15 protein-coding genes are annotated in these 17478 nt (G+C 44.5%); 9 read left to right on the top strand and 6 right to left on the bottom strand.

The features are described from left to right. Positions 1-3: 3 nt before the first annotated feature. Positions 4-1206, top strand: a complete 1203-nt coding sequence (gene arsJ, locus H5073_RS05600) for an organoarsenical effux MFS transporter ArsJ (RefSeq protein ID WP_182677788.1) — start codon at positions 4-6, stop codon at positions 1204-1206. 151 nt (positions 1207-1357) lie between these two features. Beyond that, positions 1358-1831 (top strand): peroxiredoxin, encoded by a 474-nt coding sequence (locus H5073_RS05595; RefSeq protein ID WP_182677786.1) that lies wholly within the window; start codon positions 1358-1360, stop codon positions 1829-1831. A 136-nt stretch (positions 1832-1967) separates the two neighbouring features. Here H5073_RS05595 and H5073_RS05590 read toward each other — a convergent pair whose 3' ends face one another. The 3 genes from H5073_RS05590 to ompR are packed head-to-tail and all read right to left on the bottom strand — an operon-like array spanning position 1968 to position 4969. Next, positions 1968-2849, bottom strand: a complete 882-nt coding sequence (locus H5073_RS05590; protein WP_182677784.1) for a hypothetical protein — start codon at positions 2847-2849, stop codon at positions 1968-1970. A 51-nt stretch (positions 2850-2900) separates the two neighbouring features. Beyond that, on the bottom strand, positions 2901-4217 hold the full coding sequence (gene envZ / locus H5073_RS05585; protein ID WP_182677783.1) for a two-component system sensor histidine kinase EnvZ: 1317 nt from the start codon (positions 4215-4217) through the stop codon (positions 2901-2903). A gap of 29 nt (positions 4218-4246) precedes the next feature. Further along, positions 4247-4969 (bottom strand): two-component system response regulator OmpR, encoded by a 723-nt coding sequence (ompR, locus tag H5073_RS05580; RefSeq protein ID WP_182677781.1) that lies wholly within the window; start codon positions 4967-4969, stop codon positions 4247-4249. A 359-nt stretch (positions 4970-5328) separates the two neighbouring features. On the opposite strand from ompR, the gene H5073_RS05575 reads away from it, so the two are divergent. Then, entirely contained in the window at positions 5329-5799 is a 471-nt protein-coding gene (locus H5073_RS05575) for a nuclear transport factor 2 family protein (protein ID WP_182677779.1), read from the top strand. A gap of 318 nt (positions 5800-6117) precedes the next feature. Next, positions 6118-7353 (top strand): alginate export family protein, encoded by a 1236-nt coding sequence (locus H5073_RS05570; RefSeq protein WP_182677777.1) that lies wholly within the window; start codon positions 6118-6120, stop codon positions 7351-7353. A 195-nt stretch (positions 7354-7548) separates the two neighbouring features. Here the strand turns inward: H5073_RS05570 and greB are convergent, their stop codons facing one another. After that, positions 7549-8031: a transcription elongation factor GreB gene (greB, locus tag H5073_RS05565; RefSeq protein WP_182677774.1), complete on the bottom strand. Its 483-nt coding sequence runs from the start codon at positions 8029-8031 to the stop codon at positions 7549-7551. Between the two features lie 151 nt (positions 8032-8182). On the opposite strand from greB, the gene H5073_RS05560 reads away from it, so the two are divergent. From H5073_RS05560 to H5073_RS05545, 4 genes are all read left to right on the top strand, one after another. Then, the gene (locus H5073_RS05560; RefSeq protein ID WP_182677772.1) at positions 8183-8932 is read left to right on the top strand and encodes a CPBP family intramembrane glutamic endopeptidase; all 750 of its coding nucleotides are present in this window, start codon (positions 8183-8185) and stop codon (positions 8930-8932) included. Between the two features lie 339 nt (positions 8933-9271). Continuing rightward, positions 9272-9469 (top strand): hypothetical protein, encoded by a 198-nt coding sequence (locus H5073_RS05555; protein ID WP_182677770.1) that lies wholly within the window; start codon positions 9272-9274, stop codon positions 9467-9469. A 431-nt stretch (positions 9470-9900) separates the two neighbouring features. Continuing rightward, positions 9901-12291: a Tex family protein gene (locus tag H5073_RS05550; protein ID WP_182677768.1), complete on the top strand. Its 2391-nt coding sequence runs from the start codon at positions 9901-9903 to the stop codon at positions 12289-12291. A gap of 112 nt (positions 12292-12403) precedes the next feature. Beyond that, on the top strand, positions 12404-13198 hold the full coding sequence (locus H5073_RS05545; protein ID WP_182677766.1) for an AAA family ATPase: 795 nt from the start codon (positions 12404-12406) through the stop codon (positions 13196-13198). A gap of 21 nt (positions 13199-13219) precedes the next feature. On the opposite strand, the gene H5073_RS05540 is transcribed toward H5073_RS05545, so the two are convergent. Beyond that, entirely contained in the window at positions 13220-14341 is a 1122-nt protein-coding gene (locus H5073_RS05540; protein ID WP_182677764.1) for an extracellular solute-binding protein, read from the bottom strand. 459 nt (positions 14342-14800) lie between these two features. Between H5073_RS05540 and H5073_RS05535 the strand changes: the two genes are divergently transcribed. Next, positions 14801-16735, top strand: coding sequence for an LTA synthase family protein (locus H5073_RS05535; protein ID WP_259394832.1), 1935 nt, complete (start codon positions 14801-14803; stop codon positions 16733-16735). 27 nt (positions 16736-16762) lie between these two features. Here H5073_RS05535 and H5073_RS05530 read toward each other — a convergent pair whose 3' ends face one another. Continuing rightward, on the bottom strand, positions 16763-17260 hold the full coding sequence (locus H5073_RS05530; protein ID WP_182677760.1) for a hypothetical protein: 498 nt from the start codon (positions 17258-17260) through the stop codon (positions 16763-16765). Positions 17261-17478 lie beyond the last annotated feature (218 nt).

Here is a 17478-nt window from a genome sequence, read left to right as displayed (position 1 = left end):
ATTATGGGTTTAAAGGATTTGTCAGCAGACGTGCGGCAGTATTTGCTTATCACAGCCAATTACTGGGGCTTTACCTTAACCGATGGCGCGCTGCGGATGCTGGTGGTGCTGTATTTCCATCAGCTGGGCTACAGTCCGTTAAACATCGCCATGCTATTTTTGTTTTATGAAATCTTTGGCGTAGTGACCAATTTAGTTGGCGGCTGGTTAGGGGCAAGGCTTGGGCTAAATCGCACCATGAACATTGGCTTAGGGCTGCAGGTATTGGCGCTGGGCATGTTAACTGTGCCTAATGAGCTGTTAACTGTGGTTTATGTGATGGCGGCTCAGGCATTGTCTGGCATAGCTAAAGATCTTAATAAGATGAGCGCTAAGAGCGCCATCAAGTTCTTGGTGGCCGATAATGAGCAAAGCCAGCTGTACAAGTGGATTGCGCTATTAACTGGCTCTAAAAATGCCCTTAAAGGAGTGGGATTTTTCTTAGGTGGTCTATTGCTGAGCCTGTTCGAGTTTCAAGGCGCGATATGGATCATGCTAGTCATGCTGGCACTGATGTGGCTGCTGAGTGTATGTAAATTAACTCAAGATTTAGGCAAGGCGAAAAACAAGCCTAAGTTTAGCGAGTTATTTTCAAAAAGCCGCGCAATAAACTATTTATCAGCGGCAAGAATGTGCCTTTTTGGCGCCAGAGACGTGTGGTTTGTGGTGGCGTTACCGGTTTTTTTAACCTCTCAGTTTAATTGGTCATCGGCTTGGGTCGGCGGTTTTATGGCAAGCTGGGTTATAGGTTATGGCTTAGTGCAAACCTTAGCACCTAAAATCACGGCTAAGGCTCAAGGGCATTTGCCTACAGGGCGCACGGCATTGGTGTGGGCCAGTTATTTAAGTGTTATTCCGGCATTGATTGCCTTGGCATTAGGGGCCGATTTTCATGTTGAGTACGCGCTAATCATAGGGCTGCTTATTTTTGGGGCCGTATTTGCGGTAAATTCATCGTTGCACAGTTACTTGATAGTGAGTTTTGCCGATAAACAAGGCGTCTCACTGGATGTGGGCTTTTATTATATGGCCAATGCCATGGGGCGACTTATTGGCACTGTGCTGTCAGGCTGGGTATACCAAGCGTATGGATTAGCGGCCTGTTTATGGATTTCCAGCATCTTTATTGTGCTGGCGGCGTGGTTGTCACGTAATATCGAGGTATAGCGTTTTCAGACTTAGGCTTAGAGTTAGTCGGCTTAGTCGGGGGATGAATGTACGCCACTGGGTTTTATCAGTGTTTATTATTTGCGATCCTCTGTATGTTAGTGATCTCAAGTTTTTATGTTATTTTTTAATCCATTAAAAGGGCAATATTATGATTTCAGTCGGTCAACAACTCCCCGCAGCGACACTCGGTCAACTGACTAAAGATGGCATGGTCAATCACCAGGTCAATGAACTTTTTGCTGGCAAGAAAGTGGTCCTTTTTGCGGTGCCTGGCGCGTTCACGCCAACCTGCTCTGAAGCACATTTACCCGGCTACGTGGTACTTGCCGATGAATTTAAGGCTAAAGGCGTGGACATGATAGCGTGCGTCTCGGTAAATGATGCCTTTGTGATGAAGGCCTGGGGCGAAGCACAAAATGCCTCTGAGCTAATGATGCTTGCCGATGGCGATGCCAGTTTCACCAAGGCTTTAGGGCTTGAAATGGACACAGCGGCTTTTGGCGGCGTGCGCTCGCAGCGTTATGCCATGGTGATTGAGAATGGCAAAGTGACGGTATTAAACGTGGAAGCGCCGAAGTCATTTGAAGTGAGCAAGGCTGAGGCGGTATTAGCTGCACTGTAATCACAGCGTGTAATAGCTGTTGATGTAACAGGCCATGATGGATGCATCATGGCCTTTTTTTATGCAGGGCTCCGGCGTTTGTTGTTCACTTTGGCATGACTTTTTGTCAATAGTCTTTGTCAGTCGTGTGGGCAGCTTAGAAATAATGCAGGTATTCAATGCCAGCACGGTAGAGGGTGTCTTTGAAGCCGATTAAATCCAGCTCGTATTCTCTGGCGATAATTTGCCCTGAGAAACGCAATAAGTTGTTTTGATTGGCTAAAGGGACAATCACTCTGACATTGAATTTATTCACTTCATAGAACTGATTATCATCATAAAACCAGTGGCCAGCGTAGCGGCTTATTGAGCCTTGTAGCTGTACGCCTGTGTGGCTAAAGGTGTAGCTGTTGTTTAACTCCATATATAAACCAAAGCCAGAGCGGCCTAGTACGTCGGTATCATGCCCCAGTTGCTCCCGTGGCCAATCATCATCTTTTTCTTCTTCACTAAAACCTGCGGCAAGGATAAGCCCCACATCAAAATGATTAATATCAGAAAAACGCCTTTCTAACGCAAGGCCTGCTAATGCCAATTGCTCAAACTCTTCTAATTGTTGGCTATTGTAGTGGCCTTCATAGCGGCCCTGAAAGCTCAGCAGGTAGTCATGGTGTGCGCCTAAATGGGCGAAGGGAACTTGATAGATGAATTTTGCATCGCCTGAGCTTCTAAACCTGTCGATATCATAAACTTCAGAGTCTTTCTCATAATAATAGGTAAAGCGTGTTTGGATGACGCCTTGACCTATTTTGAAGCTGCTTGGATCACGCATTTCATCCCAAATAAATGAGACGCCTGCGCCGCGAGACAGTGAGCTATGAGGGGAGTCTAAGTAGCTTTCCATTCCCATTAATAGTGATAAACCCAAAGGCGAGTTTTGGGGCGCCTCGTGAGCGTTAGCTGATGCGGCCGCGCTATAGCTAGGTAGGGCGATAAGGCTGGTGACAAGTAGGCCGATTTTCCAGTGGTTGTTATCCATAAGGGATCCTTGTGCTGCAAGACTGCTTGCGTCTAGCTGTGTGACGCAAGCTTAGACCTTAGGTAAGTACACTTTGGCACACAGACCGCCTTGTGCGCGGTTATTGAGTTTAACCTTGCCATGATGGCGGTCGACAATACGCTTGATAATGGCAAGCCCAAGACCAGAGCCGGTGCTACCTCTAGCGCTATCGCCTTGAGTAAAAGGTTGAAATAGTTCATCGATTTTATCTTCAGGGATACCAGCGCCATTATCTTCTACGCTAAAGCACACGTATTTTTGCTCATTATAGGTGCTGATTTTTATCCAGCCATTACCGTATCTAAAGGCATTTTCGACTAAATTGCTCAATACTCGCTTGATAGCGACACTTTGCATGGGGATGTCGGGGCAATCGTTAAGCGCTAATTCAATTTCCCCTTCGCGGTGTATCTCTTGTTGAGCAATTTCTTGGATTAAGCGCAGAATATTATCCGGCTCTCTAGGGGTTTCTCTGTCGTGGCGAATATAGGCAATAAACTGATTAATAATTGCATCCATGTCTTCAATATCTGTGACTATGCCATCTTTAAGGTATTGATCTTCTTCAACCATCATTTCAGAAGCGAGCCGAATGCGAGTCAATGGCGTGCGTAAATCATGGGAGATCCCTGCCATCAATAGCGCCCTGTCTTGCTCTAACTGTTTCATGCTTTGCGCCATGTGATTAAAGGCGTGGGTCACTTCAACAATTTCAGTGGAGCCTTTTAAGGGGAGTAATTCGGGAAAATCACCTTTTGATACGGTTAACGCCGCTTTTTGCAGCCGTCTAAGGGGGCGGTTTTGCTGCCTTGCGAACCACCAGCCGCCAGCGACACTCAAGGCGCCAATCACGATAAGGTATAAGGTTAGTGGTGATAAATCTGATTCATTAAAGCCGGCTAGGGGCACTTTTATCCACAAAGAAGGTGCCTGAGGTGGGCGGATCCACACCTGCATTTCACTGCCTTGGGACAGCCTAACATCGGCTTCGCCGCCTAAATACATCGACATCTGATCCGACAGAAACCCATAGTAGGTAGCCTGTTCGACACCGGCGCGCATAGCCTGTTTTTGACTGTAAAAGCGCATGCCATCATCACGGACTTTGGCATTTAAGGCATCGACTATGGTTAAGTGCTCGCGCCCCACTTCAACCCCATCAACAAACAAGAGATTGATTTGTCTGGCAATAAGCTGGTTTATTTGCTCGTAACTGGGTTTGATAAAGTACACAGTCACAGACAGGTAAGACACCAGCTGGTTAATCAGCAGCAGGCTGCCTATCAAGACCACGGTTTGACTAAACGCGCTTTGGGGGAGGAAGCGGCGCCACCATTTTCTCTGCATTATGCTCTCTTGCTCTGAGGTTGCTTAAGCTATTTGGCTTCACCGTCGGGAACAAACACATAACCAAGGCCCCAAACGGTTTGTATGTATCTTGGGCTGGTGGCATCTTTTTCGATGAGGCGGCGTAAACGTGATACTTGCACGTCAATTGAGCGCTCAAGGGCGGAATAATCTCGGCCTCGGGCTAAGTTCATCAGTTTATCGCGAGATAATGGCTCCCTAGGGTGGCTGACTAATACTTTAAGTACCGCAAATTCGCCACTGGTGAGGGCGATACTCTCATCGCCGCGAAACATTTCACGGGTCGCTAAGTTAAGTGAAAACTCACCAAAGCTGACGCTTTCTTCTGCTTGTGCTGGTGCACCGGGGACTTTTGGCGCTTGGCGGCGCATCACGGCTTTTATCCGCGCTAGCAGTTCTCTTGGGTTAAACGGCTTAGGTAGATAATCGTCTGCGCCAAGCTCTAGGCCGATAATACGGTCGACTTCATCGCCTTTTGCTGTGAGCATCACAATGGGGATGGGGTTATTTTGTTGGCGTAGACGACGGCAAATGGATAGGCCATCTTCGCCAGGCAGCATTAAATCCAGCACTAAAAGATGAAAGTTTTCACGCTCAAGCAGGCGGTCCATTTGCTCGGCATTGGCAGCGCTACGCACTTGGTAACCTTGCTCTACTAAATAGCGCTCCAGCAATGAACGAAGTCGCATATCATCATCGACGACAAGTATTTTCGATGTTTCCTGGCCCATGAAATATCCTTTTAGGTGATTTTTAAATGCGTATGCTGGTTTAATATAACCAGTTTAATGGTGAGCTAATAGCTTCATCAATATCAGCTCAAGGGATTAGTAGCGTCTTTTAGGATAAAAGAGTTCACAAAATATTGAAATACAAAGTGTTTCATATCTTCGGTAATCATTGAATAAATTGTAACTAAATTGCTTTCAATGACTTGCAGTTGCATTTTGGCCCTAAGGCTAATTCGGATCAGCTGCTTACTGCTTGCGTTTTTTGCAGGTGCCTCTTAGCTTATAAAATAACCAAATATAGCCGCGCAACCCCACATTGAGTTATGCAAATTTGAGTGATGTTGAATAAGGAGATGAGTATGAGCATAAGGATAGCCCAACAGGCTGTGATAGCAGCAAGCCTGTTATTGAGCACTAACGCCTACAGTTGTGATTTTGATTGCACTCTTAATAAGCATTTGACGGCCATTAAAGCCAGAGATTTTACCGCTTTTGAATCTACTATCAGTCAGCAATCACGGTTGACCTTTATTTTACCCAATGGCGCATTTTTTGGTGATGCTAGTGAGTATCGCGCCATGCTTAAAGAGTGGTTTGCCACTTCAGGTTGGCATTTTAATTATAAAATTATCAGTGTTGAGAAAAGCGCTGAAATGGCAAATGCGTTGCTGCTTGTCAGTTATGATGAAGATGACCGCGATGGTAAGCCTTATCACATAGACCATTACTTGAGTTTGTTATTTAAAAAGCAAGGAGATGGCTGGTATTTAGTGCATGATCAAAACACTAAAATTGAACCTAAAGCCGTGGATGTTGCAAAAACGCCATAATAATTAATTGCTATGGCTGGTGTTTTTGATCAATACGACTGTTATAGCAGTGAGCTAAGTGATCTTGCGCCCGTTGCGGCAAGCTTTGGGGGCTGGATCTCAGATAGATTCAATATCGCTAATGCAGGGGTTATAACCTTAATAAATTGTGCTCTATGCCACAAAATCCTCCGCCTTAGGGTGTTAGTTTAACAAGCGAATTATTTATACCTTAAGCATGATGCTTTACCGCCATGGTTTGAGGTCAAAACTAACACTCAAACCAATAAAAATAATGATATGCCATACCAATGAGTCATATCAGCAGAGGATGATGAGATGAGAAAGAGCCTACTCGCAGTTCGTGTTGCCGCAGTACTTGCCCCTATGGCCCTACTTAGCATGGGCGTAGCCCACGGCGCTGAAGCCGACTCTTTAGCCAGTGCAATGACCAATGGTAAGGCAAGCATTAACCTTAATTTACGCTACGAAGGCGTCGAGCAAGATAATGCACTTAAAGATGCCGATGCGTTAACCCTGCGCACTCGGCTTAATTACACCACGGCAGAATTCAATGGCTTCTCATCTGTGATCGAGTTTGAAGACTCTCGGGTTGTTGCCGGTATGGACGATTACAACGATTCTCTTGGTCACCAAGCAGGTTATTCAGTGATTGCCGATCCTGAAACCACAGAATTAGATCAAGGCTATGTGCAGTATAAAAACCAAGGTTTTACCGCCAAAGCAGGTCGTCAGGCACTGATGTTTGATGGTCAGCGCTTTGTGGGTGATGTGGGCTGGCGTCAAGACAGACAAACCTTCGACGGTATGATGTTAGGGTATCAATTTACCGATGCCTTCAAAGTCGATTATATGTACGTGACGCAGCGCAATCGGATTTTCGCCGAAGATAAAGACTTAGATGCCAAAGATCACTTGCTCAACGCCTCACTAAAAACAGATTTAGGTGTACTAAGTGCCTATAGCTACCTGTTAGAAGTGGATGATAATAGCAATAACGCGCTAGATACTTACGGGGTGCGTTTTGATGGAGCTAAGCAGTTAAAAGATGCCAAGTTATTGTATGCGCTAGAGTATGCGACTCAAGATTCTGAAAGTGGCGTGAGTGATTTTAGTAGCAACTACTACGCCTTAGAAGTGGGCGCGGCGTTTTCTGGCATCACCACTAAGCTTGGCTATGAAGTGCTAGGCTCAGACGATGGCCTTTATGGTTTTGCCACGCCGCTAGCGACGCTGCACAAGTTTAATGGCTGGGCCGATATGTTTTTAAGCACGCCTAAAGAAGGTTTAGTGGACATGTACGCCTTAGTGTCAGTGCCTGTGGCGGGCGGGGCTTTTACCTTGATGTACCACAGATTCGAAACAGAGAGTGAAGCCGATGCAGCAAGCGCAACAGTGGATGATTTAGGCTCAGAAATCGATGTGGTTTACACCCTGCCCGTGGCTAAAAATTACACTGTAGGGGTTAAATACGCCGCCTATAGCGCAGGCGATGCGGCAGCAGGCAAAGTAGACACAGATAAAGTCTGGTTATGGGGCACAGCGGCCTTCTAATTAGCAAGTCATAATCTTTAAAACATGAAACCTGAGCTCAGCTCAGGCTTTTTTATTAGGTGAAAAGTCACAAATTAGAATAACCAGTATGATGGTGCGCCTATTAAGTTCTGTATTGTCTTTCAAAGATTTGGAAGTCAAACTTTCAAGCTAATGTTATCAAGCTAATGTTATCAAGCTAATACTTGCAAGCAGCTAAAGCGGGCCTTGATAGGAGATTTTATTAATATACCAAAACTGCTCTCCTGTAGGGGTCAGTACGCTGGCATCATCATCGACTTCTTTTTTCAATAACGCCCGCGCCATGGGGGAGTCGATAGAAATATAATCTTTGGCATCACCATAAATCTCATCGGGGCCAACAATGCGAAAGTGCTTTGTTACGCCCTCATCATTCTCTATTTCAACCCAAGCGCCAAAGAAGACTTTGCCTTCTTGCTCGGCTGAATAGGGCACCACTTTTAACGCCTCAATGCGTTTACGCAGGAAGCGCACTCGGCCATCGATTTGCCTGAGTAGGCGCTTATTCTCTTTGTAATCTGCGTTTTCTGAGCGATCCCCAAGGCTTGCAGCCCAAGCCACTTTCTTAGTGATTTCAGGGCGATATTCACGCCAAAGATAATTTAATTCATGGGTTAACTTGGCCAAACCTTCAGCCGTGATCAAATTGGTTTTCACTGCTATCGCTCTTAATAAATCTATACAAGGGAAACTACCGAATTTAGCATAAGTTGTCGATGCTAATTCGTTAATCATAGGGTTGAAGAGGCATGGAAAAACACATAAGATTTGCAGGCTTTAAGGAATGATATAATTTAAAGGAATAAAAATGAGTATTGAACAGCTTGCAATAGCTGCAGGGAGTTTAGCTGTGCATGAAGCGCAGCAGCCCCAGCCCATGATTAATACTGGTTGGATAAGAGTCGTAATATTGGCTTTCGTGGCCTCCCTAGTCTCAGGATTGAGTGTCGTTCCTTTGTTAATCTCAGGTGATTTGTCTACCGAAGCGTTAATGGGCACTGTCAATGAGATGTTCAATAGCTTAGGCGTCAACTTGGTCGTCCTGCTGATGTTTTTTCAGCTATTAATCACAATCACTGTCATTGCTATTTTTAGGCGATTTGTTGACAGAAAATCTTTCATATCATTAGGGCTTGAGTTCACTCACTTTAAACTGGATTTTGTAAAAGGTTTATTCTGGGGCGCAGGATTGCTTTTTAGTGGCTTTTTCGCCTTGTATATTTTGGGTTTTACCAGTGTTGCTCGATTTGATTTTAATGCTATCAATGGACTGGCTTATATTGTTTTATTTGCACTGGTAGCATTGAACGAAGAAATTTTAATCCGTGGTTATGTGCTGACAAACTTAATGGATTCAATGAACAAGTATTGGGCCTTAGTGGCATCGGCAGTGATCTTCATGTTAATGCACTTACCTAATGATAATTTGTCCTTGATCCCCTTAGTTAATCTGTTCTTAGCCGGCATTATGCTCGGCATCTACACCATACATAAAGGTAATTTGTGGTTTCCTATCGGCATGCATTTTAGCTGGAATTTTTTCAAGGGCCCATTTTAGGCTTTGAAGTCAGCGGATTGAAAGTCGACAGTGTTATTAGTCAAAAATTAAGTGGCAACACCTTGATGACGGGAGGCGATTTTGGCTTGGAAGGCTCATTATTGCTGACAATAATGATGCTGGTATCTATATCTATCTTGCAGCTTAGATATAAAACTCGATAAACGCATCTTAATTATGGGCTCAGCTGGAACAATAGGCGGAGCATTTGTTGCTGGCGGATATATGCTAGGAAGCTATAGATATCAAATGGCATCTGAGTAAATGTCCAATAGCAGCACTTGATTTAGAGTGACGCAGTTATTATCTGAATTCGGGGCTAATTAAAGGAAGTTAATTGTGAGTGAACAAAAAATACAAGTAACCGGATTGATTATTACGATAATAATAACAAGTTTGTTAATGTCCTTGTTTGTTTTTATCATAAAACGATTTGGTGAAATTGATATTAGTTTTGTCATTGTATTAACTTCCATGATCGCTCATGCATCTGCAATTAGTGGAAGAAAATTTTTAAAAAAATATCTCCTAGATTGAGTGTCTGATGCAGAGCTTAAAACAAAGGCGCGGTAGATTTAGCGGGAAACCGCGCCCTTGGAAAGTCGCTTAAGGTTTGGGGATAGCTCGTTGGCACTGATTTTAGAGGCTTTTATCGTCTGTGCATCGGTATGCTTGTTATTGCTATTTTTTAGTCGGTTGGTATTTTTCGGTTTGCTCTGTCAAATTTGTTTTATCTAACGCAGGCATGTTCCAAGGCGCTAAGTTGATTTTTATTATGCATGCAATTTGGAACTTGATGATTATCACTATCTCATATTATACCGCTTAGTGATAAAGCGAAGCAGGCCCTGGGTAAATCCCCTGGCTAGCCATAGCTGCCAAGGCTTGGTCCTTTCTTGGGCTTCATCCTTGGCTGTGGTATCTTTGGCATAATTTCCGATTTTCTTTTGTCCTATAAGACCTATTTTATGCATTCTACATCTCAGACTACTGCACAAAACATCGCCCAGAACATCGCTCAAACCTTAGCTCAAGAGCTGAATGTGCGTGAACAGCAAGTCGCAGCGACTATTGCCTTGCTAGACGAAGGCTCGACCGTGCCGTTTATCGCCCGTTATCGTAAAGAGGCGACCGGCGGCTTAGATGATACTCAGCTTCGTAACTTGCACAGCCGTTTGAGTTACTTGCGTGAGCTTAATGATCGCCGCCAAGTGGTGCTGTCGAGTATTAAAGCTCAAGATAAGCTCACCCCAGCCTTAGAGCATGAGATAAATCAAGCGGACAGCAAGACTCGCCTCGAAGATTTGTATTTACCTTTTAAACCCAAGCGCCGTACTAAAGGCATGATTGCCATTGAGGCTGGGCTCGAGCCTTTGGCGGATTTCCTGCTGGCTAACCGTAATGCCGATATTGATGCAAAAGCCGCTGAATTTATCAATTCTGATGCAGGCTTTGGTGATGAAAAAGCCGTGCTTGAAGGCGCGCGTTATATTTTAATGGAACGCTTCGCCGAAGATGCTGAGCTTGTGCGTAAAGTGCGTAGTCACCTTGCCCAGCATGCAGTGCTAGAAAGTAAGGTGATGAAAGGCAAAGAGAAAGAAGGGGCTAAGTTTCGCGATTACTTTGAGCATACCGAAGCTCTTTATAAGGTGCCTTCTCACCGTGCGCTGGCCATGTTACGTGGCCGTAATGAGAGCATTTTAAGTTTGTCGATGAATGCCGATCCTGATACTCAGGCAATCGATGGCAGTTATTGTGAGGTGATTATCGCCGATCATTTCAATTTGAAATTGAGCGATACCAGTGTCGATGCTTGGCTTAAAACGGTAGTGACCGCCACATGGCGCATCAAGATTGCCCTGCAAATGGAAAATGAAATGATTTCCCAGATGCGTGAGCGCGCAGAAGAGGAGGCCATTAAAGTCTTTGCCCGCAACTTGGGTGATTTATTGATGGCGCCACCTGCAGGGGCGAAAGCCACCATGGGGCTAGATCCTGGTTTGAGAACCGGCGTCAAAGTCGCCATTGTCGATAACACCGGCAAATTTGTGGCTCACACCGTAATTTACCCTCACGCACCGCAAAATGTGTGGGACAAATCCATTCGTACTTTGGCTAATCTTGTGAATATGCATAAGGTTGAGCTGATTGCCATAGGTAACGGCACCGCATCTCGGGAAACCGACAAGCTGGCAGGCGAAGTCATCGCAAGCCTGAAAGACACCCACCCCAATTTAACTAAAATTATGGTCAGCGAAGCGGGCGCCTCTGTGTATTCGGCCTCTGAGCTTGCCGCAGAAGAGTTTCCTAACTTAGATGTGTCTATTCGCGGCGCTGTGTCTATTGCCCGCCGCCTGCAAGACCCGCTTGCTGAGCTGGTTAAAATCGAACCTAAATCTATTGGTGTGGGTCAATATCAGCATGATGTGAGCCAGAGTCAGCTGTCATCATCCTTGGATGCGGTGATTGAAGACTGCGTCAACGGTGTCGGTGTGGATCTCAACATGGCTTCGGCGCCATTGCTGGCCCAGGTTGCGGGGTTAAATAAAACCTTGGCGAAAAACCTAGTGGATTACCGTGATGAACACGGCCAATTTACTAACCGTAAGCAGTTGCTCAAAGTGGCGCGTCTTGGGCCTAAAGCCTTCGAGCAGGCGGCCGGTTTCTTGCGTATTCGCGGTGGTGATAATCCGCTTGATGCTTCATCTGTGCATCCTGAAGCCTATAAATTAGTGGAAACCATAGCCCAAAAGACCCAGCAAGCTATAGACAGCTTGATGGGCAACACTAGCTTGTTAAGCAGCATTAATGCCGCAGACTTTGTCAGTGATGAGTTTGGTTTGCCGACCATTAATGACATCTTAGCCGAGCTTGATAAGCCCGGGCGTGATCCTCGCGGCGAATTTAAGACCGCAAGTTTTAAAGACGGGGTTGAAGATCTTAAAGACTTAAAGCCTGAGATGATTTTAGAAGGCGTGGTGACTAATGTGACTAACTTTGGCGCCTTTGTTGATGTTGGCGTGCATCAAGACGGCCTAGTGCATATTTCATCGTTAACTGACAAGTTTGTCAGCGACCCGCACACTATTGTCAAAGCCGGTGATGTGGTGAAAGTTAAAGTCATGGAAGTAGATGTTGAGCGTCGCCGCATTGCCTTAAGTATGCGCTTAGATGAAGCCATTAATACCAGCGCAAGTAATGCCAAGCCTAGGCAAGATAATCGCGGACATTCTGCGAATAAACCGAGCGCTAACAACGGGAAACCAAGCGCCAAAAAAGCCCCAGCTGCAAAAGCGGCCCCTGCAAACGCCGCCATGGGTAACGCCTTTGCCGATGCCTTTGCAAAACTGAAAAAATAATCAGTCAGTAATACTGGGTTATTTTGAGCTGAAGTTAACAATAAGCTCCCTTTATTAAGGTAAAGGGAGCTTATTTTTGTAATTATTAGTGGCGTTATGGAGCGAGCAGTAGATGAATTTTGATGAAAAACCTTATCTGCGTAGTATTGTTTTAAAGCAGCAGCGTTTGGCTGAAGCTTGGCTGGACATGGGCGAGCAGCATCAAGATGAGCCTCCTCGTAGGGTTCAAGACTGTTATCCTTTTACTATCCCTGCACTAACAGGCTTTGAGAGCCTAGACTTTGATGCTGACGTAACCTTCTTTGTGGGTGAAAATGGCTCAGGAAAGTCTACTCTATTAGAAGCCATCGCTGTGGCTATGGGGTTAAATGCCGAAGGCGGCAATAAGAACACCCACTTTGCCACTAAAGCCAGTCATTCAAGCCTTGGCGATTACCTTAAAACGATAAAAAGCTTCAAAAAACCTAAAGACAGTTATTTTCTGCGGGCGGAAAGCTTTTACAATTTGGCCTCTTACATGGAAGAGGAGGGTAGAGAGGCGTATTTAGGCAGTTATGGTGGCATTTCTTTGCATCAGCAGTCCCATGGTGAGTCATTTATGGCGACCTTACTGAATAAATTTAGGGGCCAAGGTTTGTATTTGCTGGACGAGCCAGAGGCTGCGTTGTCGCCTAGTCGGCAATTAGCGGCGTTATCTGCTATTCATCAACTGGTGCAAGATAAGTCGCAGTTTATTATCGCCACTCATTCACCCATTCTATTAGCTTATCCTAGAGCCAAAATTTACCAGTTTTCCGCCACAGGGATCACCCCAATAAACTATCAAGATACTGAGCATTATCAGATTACTAAGGCCTTTTTAAATCAGCCCGAAAAATTATTAGCCAGTTTAGGTGTCGCTGAGTAGCAACAAGGATGCACAAGGTACTTAGGGTGACTCTGACGCCTGATTAGCTTGCGCCATGGCTTTATCAGAAAGTGTTTGCATTATATTGTTGGCTGTTTTGCTGTAGGGCGGCCAAAACATGGCCTCAGAGAAAAAGTATGGGTTGTCGTCGAGCTGTGGGTTACTGTCCACTAACTTACTTGCTGCGACCATACCCAATTGTTCCACTATTCGAGTTTGAGCTTGTTTGCTGATGAAATGATTTGCCGCGATTTCAGCAGCTTCAAGTTTTTTCCCAGTTAAATGTTTACTGAAATTAATGGTATCTAACCAAGTGGTACTGCCTTCTTCAAAATGAATAAATTCCCATTTTCCACCCTGAGCATTGAGCTTAGCTATTTCAATTCCATAACTTGCAGTGAGCAGAATATCATCGCCATAGTCTGGAGCTGAATCCCAAAATCGTGCCACTTGTCGATATAGGCGAGTGGTTTTTTCTTGGATAGGTCCACGGCTGATTTGGATAGCTTGACGGCGGTTGGCGTAAAATTGCGGGCTATCTTCATTTAAATATAGCAGGTCATTAATGTGGTACGGCGGCATCTGCATTGAAAGAAAAACCAATGCAATATTGGGTTGTACTTGCCCTTGAGTCAGTGAGATTTTGCCTTTCCATTTGGGCAGCCACAGATCGTTAAGTCGGACTGGTAGTTCGGCATGAGTTAATTTAGCCATATTGGCCCAGATCCCATAAGCGCCACCACCGAATGGGATGTAAAGAGGATTCCCTCCTTCCATTCCCATAGGGATATTGGTGAGTTCAGGCCGTAAATTTGCGTAAGAGCTTAATCGTGGTGAATTGACATTGATGCTTTGCAATAAAGGGGCGATTTTTTTTTCCCGCATCTTGATGTAATTCAGAGTAAGGAATGAGATGTCACATGTCCCTTGACGCAGAATATCAAACATCTGCTTGGGTCCACTTGCATAGGGCTGTATCAGTTTTGCTTGTATGTTATAACCTTGATGTTTCAGCTTGGCATTAATCTGGCTTAAATCTTCTGTAGTGACATAACCATCCCAAGTAAAAATATTAAGCGTATCTTGTGCTAACGCACGAGATGAAAAAAGGCATACAAGTAAAAAGCCTACAACTTTAATCACTTACTTTTCCTTTAGCGATAGCTCAGCTTAGCTGTTTAACACGCATATCGTGTTGATGTAACAGCAGCGGTGAGCAACATGGCAGAAATTATTCAGTGTATGACAGAGAGCTCAATTTAGTTATTCTTTTAACATAAATTTTACTATTGACCAAAAAAACCGATAAAATCCCTGTTTTTACTGCAACTTTGTGATGATTTATTTGTCATAGACCTATTCGACTGGTGCGAGTTATTTAACTTAGCAAAATGGCGTTACTAAATTTAAGTAACCTAAGCGTTGAAGTAATCATGGTTTAGCAAAATATGGTGTTCTCTCAAATAAGAATAATAATCGAGGTCAGATATGGCATTTTTTTCCGGCGCCAAGGAAGTTAAACATTCTCGAGCGGGGTCTTTTTCATTTAGAAAAAACTCGCCATTTCAATCGCGTCAGTGGGCTTTTAAATCTCTCTTCATTATGGCGTTGATTTGCCTTGTGGTGATGACATTAAGCCGTATTGGCTTGAGTTTGTGGCAGCTTGAACGAGTTAATGATGCTCAAGGTTGGAGTCATTTATTGCCGCAAGGGCTTCGAGTTGATATTGCAAGCTTGTGCTGGTTATTCGGTATTGCGGCCTTAGGGCAAGCTTTTTTATCAGGTAATCATGCCATAGGTAAGCTTTGGCAACTTATCTTGAGATTATGGCTCACCTTAGGTTTGTGGCTAGTGATTTTCTTGGAGGCATCTACTCCCGCTTTTATTGAAGAATACGGTTTTAGGCCCAATCGCCTCTATATTGAGTATTTAATTTATCCTAAAGAAGTCTTGTCCATGTTGTGGAGTGGGCGCAAGTTTGAACTCATCTTATCTGTGATTATTTCTCTGTTAAGTTTAGGGCTTGGATGGCATCTTTCTGGCCGCTTTAGCCGTAATATTGCTTTTCCTAAGTGGTATTGGCGCCCAATGATTGCCATAGTGGTCATCGCGATTACTCTTGCCGGTGCACGTTCCACTTTAGGTCATAGGCCATTAAATCCTGCCATGGTGTCTTTTAGCACAGATCCTTTAGTGAACTCCTTAGTGCTGAATTCATCCTACTCACTGTTTTTTGCTATCAAGCAAATGGGCAGTGAAGAAGATGCTTCCAAGATGTATGGCAACTTGCCGGAACAAGAGATTATTGACACCATTCGTCGTGAAAGTGGTCGTGCTCCCTCAATATTTAAAGATACCAATATCCCTAGCTTGTCTTTCAATCAGGCGACTTTTCAGGGTAAACCCAAAAATTTGGTGATCATTTTAGAGGAAAGCTTAGGGGCTCGATTCGTCGGCAATTTAGGTGGCTTACCGTTAACGCCAAATATAGATGCCTTGGCGACTCAAGGGTGGAACTTTGAAAACCTTTATGCGACTGGCACGCGTTCAGTACGGGGCATAGAAGCTGTGATTACTGGCTTTACACCCACTCCAGCGCGCTCTGTAGTTAAGCTGGGTAAGAGCCAGAATGGCTTTTTTACTTTGGCTGAATTACTTAAAAACCAAGGCTATACCACCCAGTTTATTTATGGTGGTGAGAGTCATTTCGATAATATGCGCAGCTTCTTCCTCGGCAATGGTTTTAGCGATATTGTTGATCAAAATGATTATAAAAACCCTTTCTTTGAAGGATCATGGGGCGTATCAGATGAAGATCTGATGGCAAAAGCTCATAGCGAATTTGAGCAATTGACCCGTGAAGGTAAGCCATTCTTTAGTTTAGTATTTAGCTCGAGTAATCATGACCCATTTGAGTTTCCAGATAATAAAATTGAGCTTTATGAGCAGCCAAAGCAAACCCGTAATAATGCGGCTAAGTATGCCGATCATGCAGTGGGTGAATTTTTTAAGAGCGCTAAACAATCAAACTATTGGAAAGACACCTTATTCTTAGTGGTTGCCGATCACGACAGCCGTGTTGGCGGCGCCGATCTTGTGCCTATTTCACGCTTTAGGATCCCAGGAATTATCTTAGGTGAAGGAATACCAGCTAAGCAGGATAAACGTGTGGTCAGTCAAATTGATTTAGCGCCTACACTGCTGTCTTTGATGGGGATCTCTGCCAGCTACCCTATGTTGGGTCAAGACTTAAGCCAAGTGGAAGATAACTGGCAAGGCCGCGCCTTGATGCAATACGAGAAAAACTTTGCCTTGATGCAAGGCCGCAAGGTCACCATTTTGCAACCTGAGCAAGCACCTAAGAGTTTTGTCTATGATTTTTCGGCTGAAAAGTTAACCTCTAAGGATTTGGATAGCGAACAAGCCAATACCGCACTGGCCTGGGCATTGTGGGGCAGCATGGCCTACAACAGACAATGGTTTAGGCTACCAAAAAAAGTTTCTAACCTAGAGACAAAAGAAAAGTTGGAGCCTTAGAGAATAGGGACGAAAAGAAGGATTATCTTAAATGCTGATGGCAAGTGCAGGCAGGGCTTGAGGTGACACTTTTGCGTGATAAAACTGCTCAACTTGTTGGCCTAGCTGTTGATAAAAACTACCGCTTTGCCCTTGTAGACTAGGGTTGCTAGCAAGGCCTTTTAACTCTTTCTGGCCTTCTTTGGCAGACAGTTTTACATGAATATCTTTACGTTCGAGTGCGGCTTTATTAGTGGCAATAATGCGTACCGCTTTGGCAGCGACAGGAGCCGCTGCTGTTTGAGTGCTGGCTTTTTGCTGATATAAAGAAGCGTTTTGTTGCTGCTCTTGCTGTTGTTGTTTTTGTTTAATGACATCAGCAGGAGCACGTTCATTGTTTTGATTAAACGCTCGCTCTTCGTGGCCTTTGCTAGGCTCTTGAGGAGGTAGTAAAGGAGGCCTTTGCTGATTATCTATCCGCGCAAGATCAGTCGCGACATTGGATGTCGAGATTGGCACTTGTGGATAGTGTGAATTAATCAGCATGATTCGGTCACCAAATATGAGTTAGTACAAATAATAGCCGAAGTTATGATTTACTGGAAGTGAGTCATAGCGTTCCTGAAGCAAATAGTGCAAATATTTGAACTTAGCTACGCTTATTCCCCAAATTGTCTCCAAGCCTCTCGGGAAGACGTTATCCAGCCGCTGGCGTTACGCCTAGTTTATCGCATTGACAACTTCTCTTATTTTGGCTTGCAAAA

The sequence above is a fragment of the Shewanella sp. SR44-3 genome (assembly GCF_014163735.1).
Taxonomy (GTDB): domain Bacteria; phylum Pseudomonadota; class Gammaproteobacteria; order Enterobacterales; family Shewanellaceae; genus Shewanella.
The sequence above is the reverse complement of the archived record's forward strand: the minus strand, read 5'-3'. Positions and strand labels throughout refer to the sequence as shown.

Bases quoted from the DNA above. Each gene is read 5' to 3' on its own strand.
- arsJ (WP_182677788.1), top strand. From the start codon at position 4: ATGGGTTTAAAGGATTTGTCAGCAGACGTGCGGCAGTATTTGCTTATC.
- H5073_RS05595 (WP_182677786.1), top strand. From the start codon at position 1,358: ATGATTTCAGTCGGTCAACAACTCCCCGCAGCGACACTCGGTCAACTG.
- H5073_RS05590 (WP_182677784.1), bottom strand. From the start codon at position 2,849: ATGGATAACAACCACTGGAAAATCGGCCTACTTGTCACCAGCCTTATC.
- envZ (WP_182677783.1), bottom strand. From the start codon at position 4,217: ATGCAGAGAAAATGGTGGCGCCGCTTCCTCCCCCAAAGCGCGTTTAGT.
- ompR (WP_182677781.1), bottom strand. From the start codon at position 4,969: ATGGGCCAGGAAACATCGAAAATACTTGTCGTCGATGATGATATGCGA.
- H5073_RS05575 (WP_182677779.1), top strand. From the start codon at position 5,329: ATGAGCATAAGGATAGCCCAACAGGCTGTGATAGCAGCAAGCCTGTTA.
- H5073_RS05570 (WP_182677777.1), top strand. From the start codon at position 6,118: ATGAGAAAGAGCCTACTCGCAGTTCGTGTTGCCGCAGTACTTGCCCCT.
- H5073_RS05560 (WP_182677772.1), top strand. From the start codon at position 8,183: ATGAGTATTGAACAGCTTGCAATAGCTGCAGGGAGTTTAGCTGTGCAT.
- H5073_RS05550 (WP_182677768.1), top strand. From the start codon at position 9,901: ATGCATTCTACATCTCAGACTACTGCACAAAACATCGCCCAGAACATC.
- H5073_RS05545 (WP_182677766.1), top strand. From the start codon at position 12,404: ATGAATTTTGATGAAAAACCTTATCTGCGTAGTATTGTTTTAAAGCAG.
- H5073_RS05535 (WP_259394832.1), top strand. From the start codon at position 14,801: ATGGCGTTGATTTGCCTTGTGGTGATGACATTAAGCCGTATTGGCTTG.
- H5073_RS05530 (WP_182677760.1), bottom strand. From the start codon at position 17,260: ATGCTGATTAATTCACACTATCCACAAGTGCCAATCTCGACATCCAAT.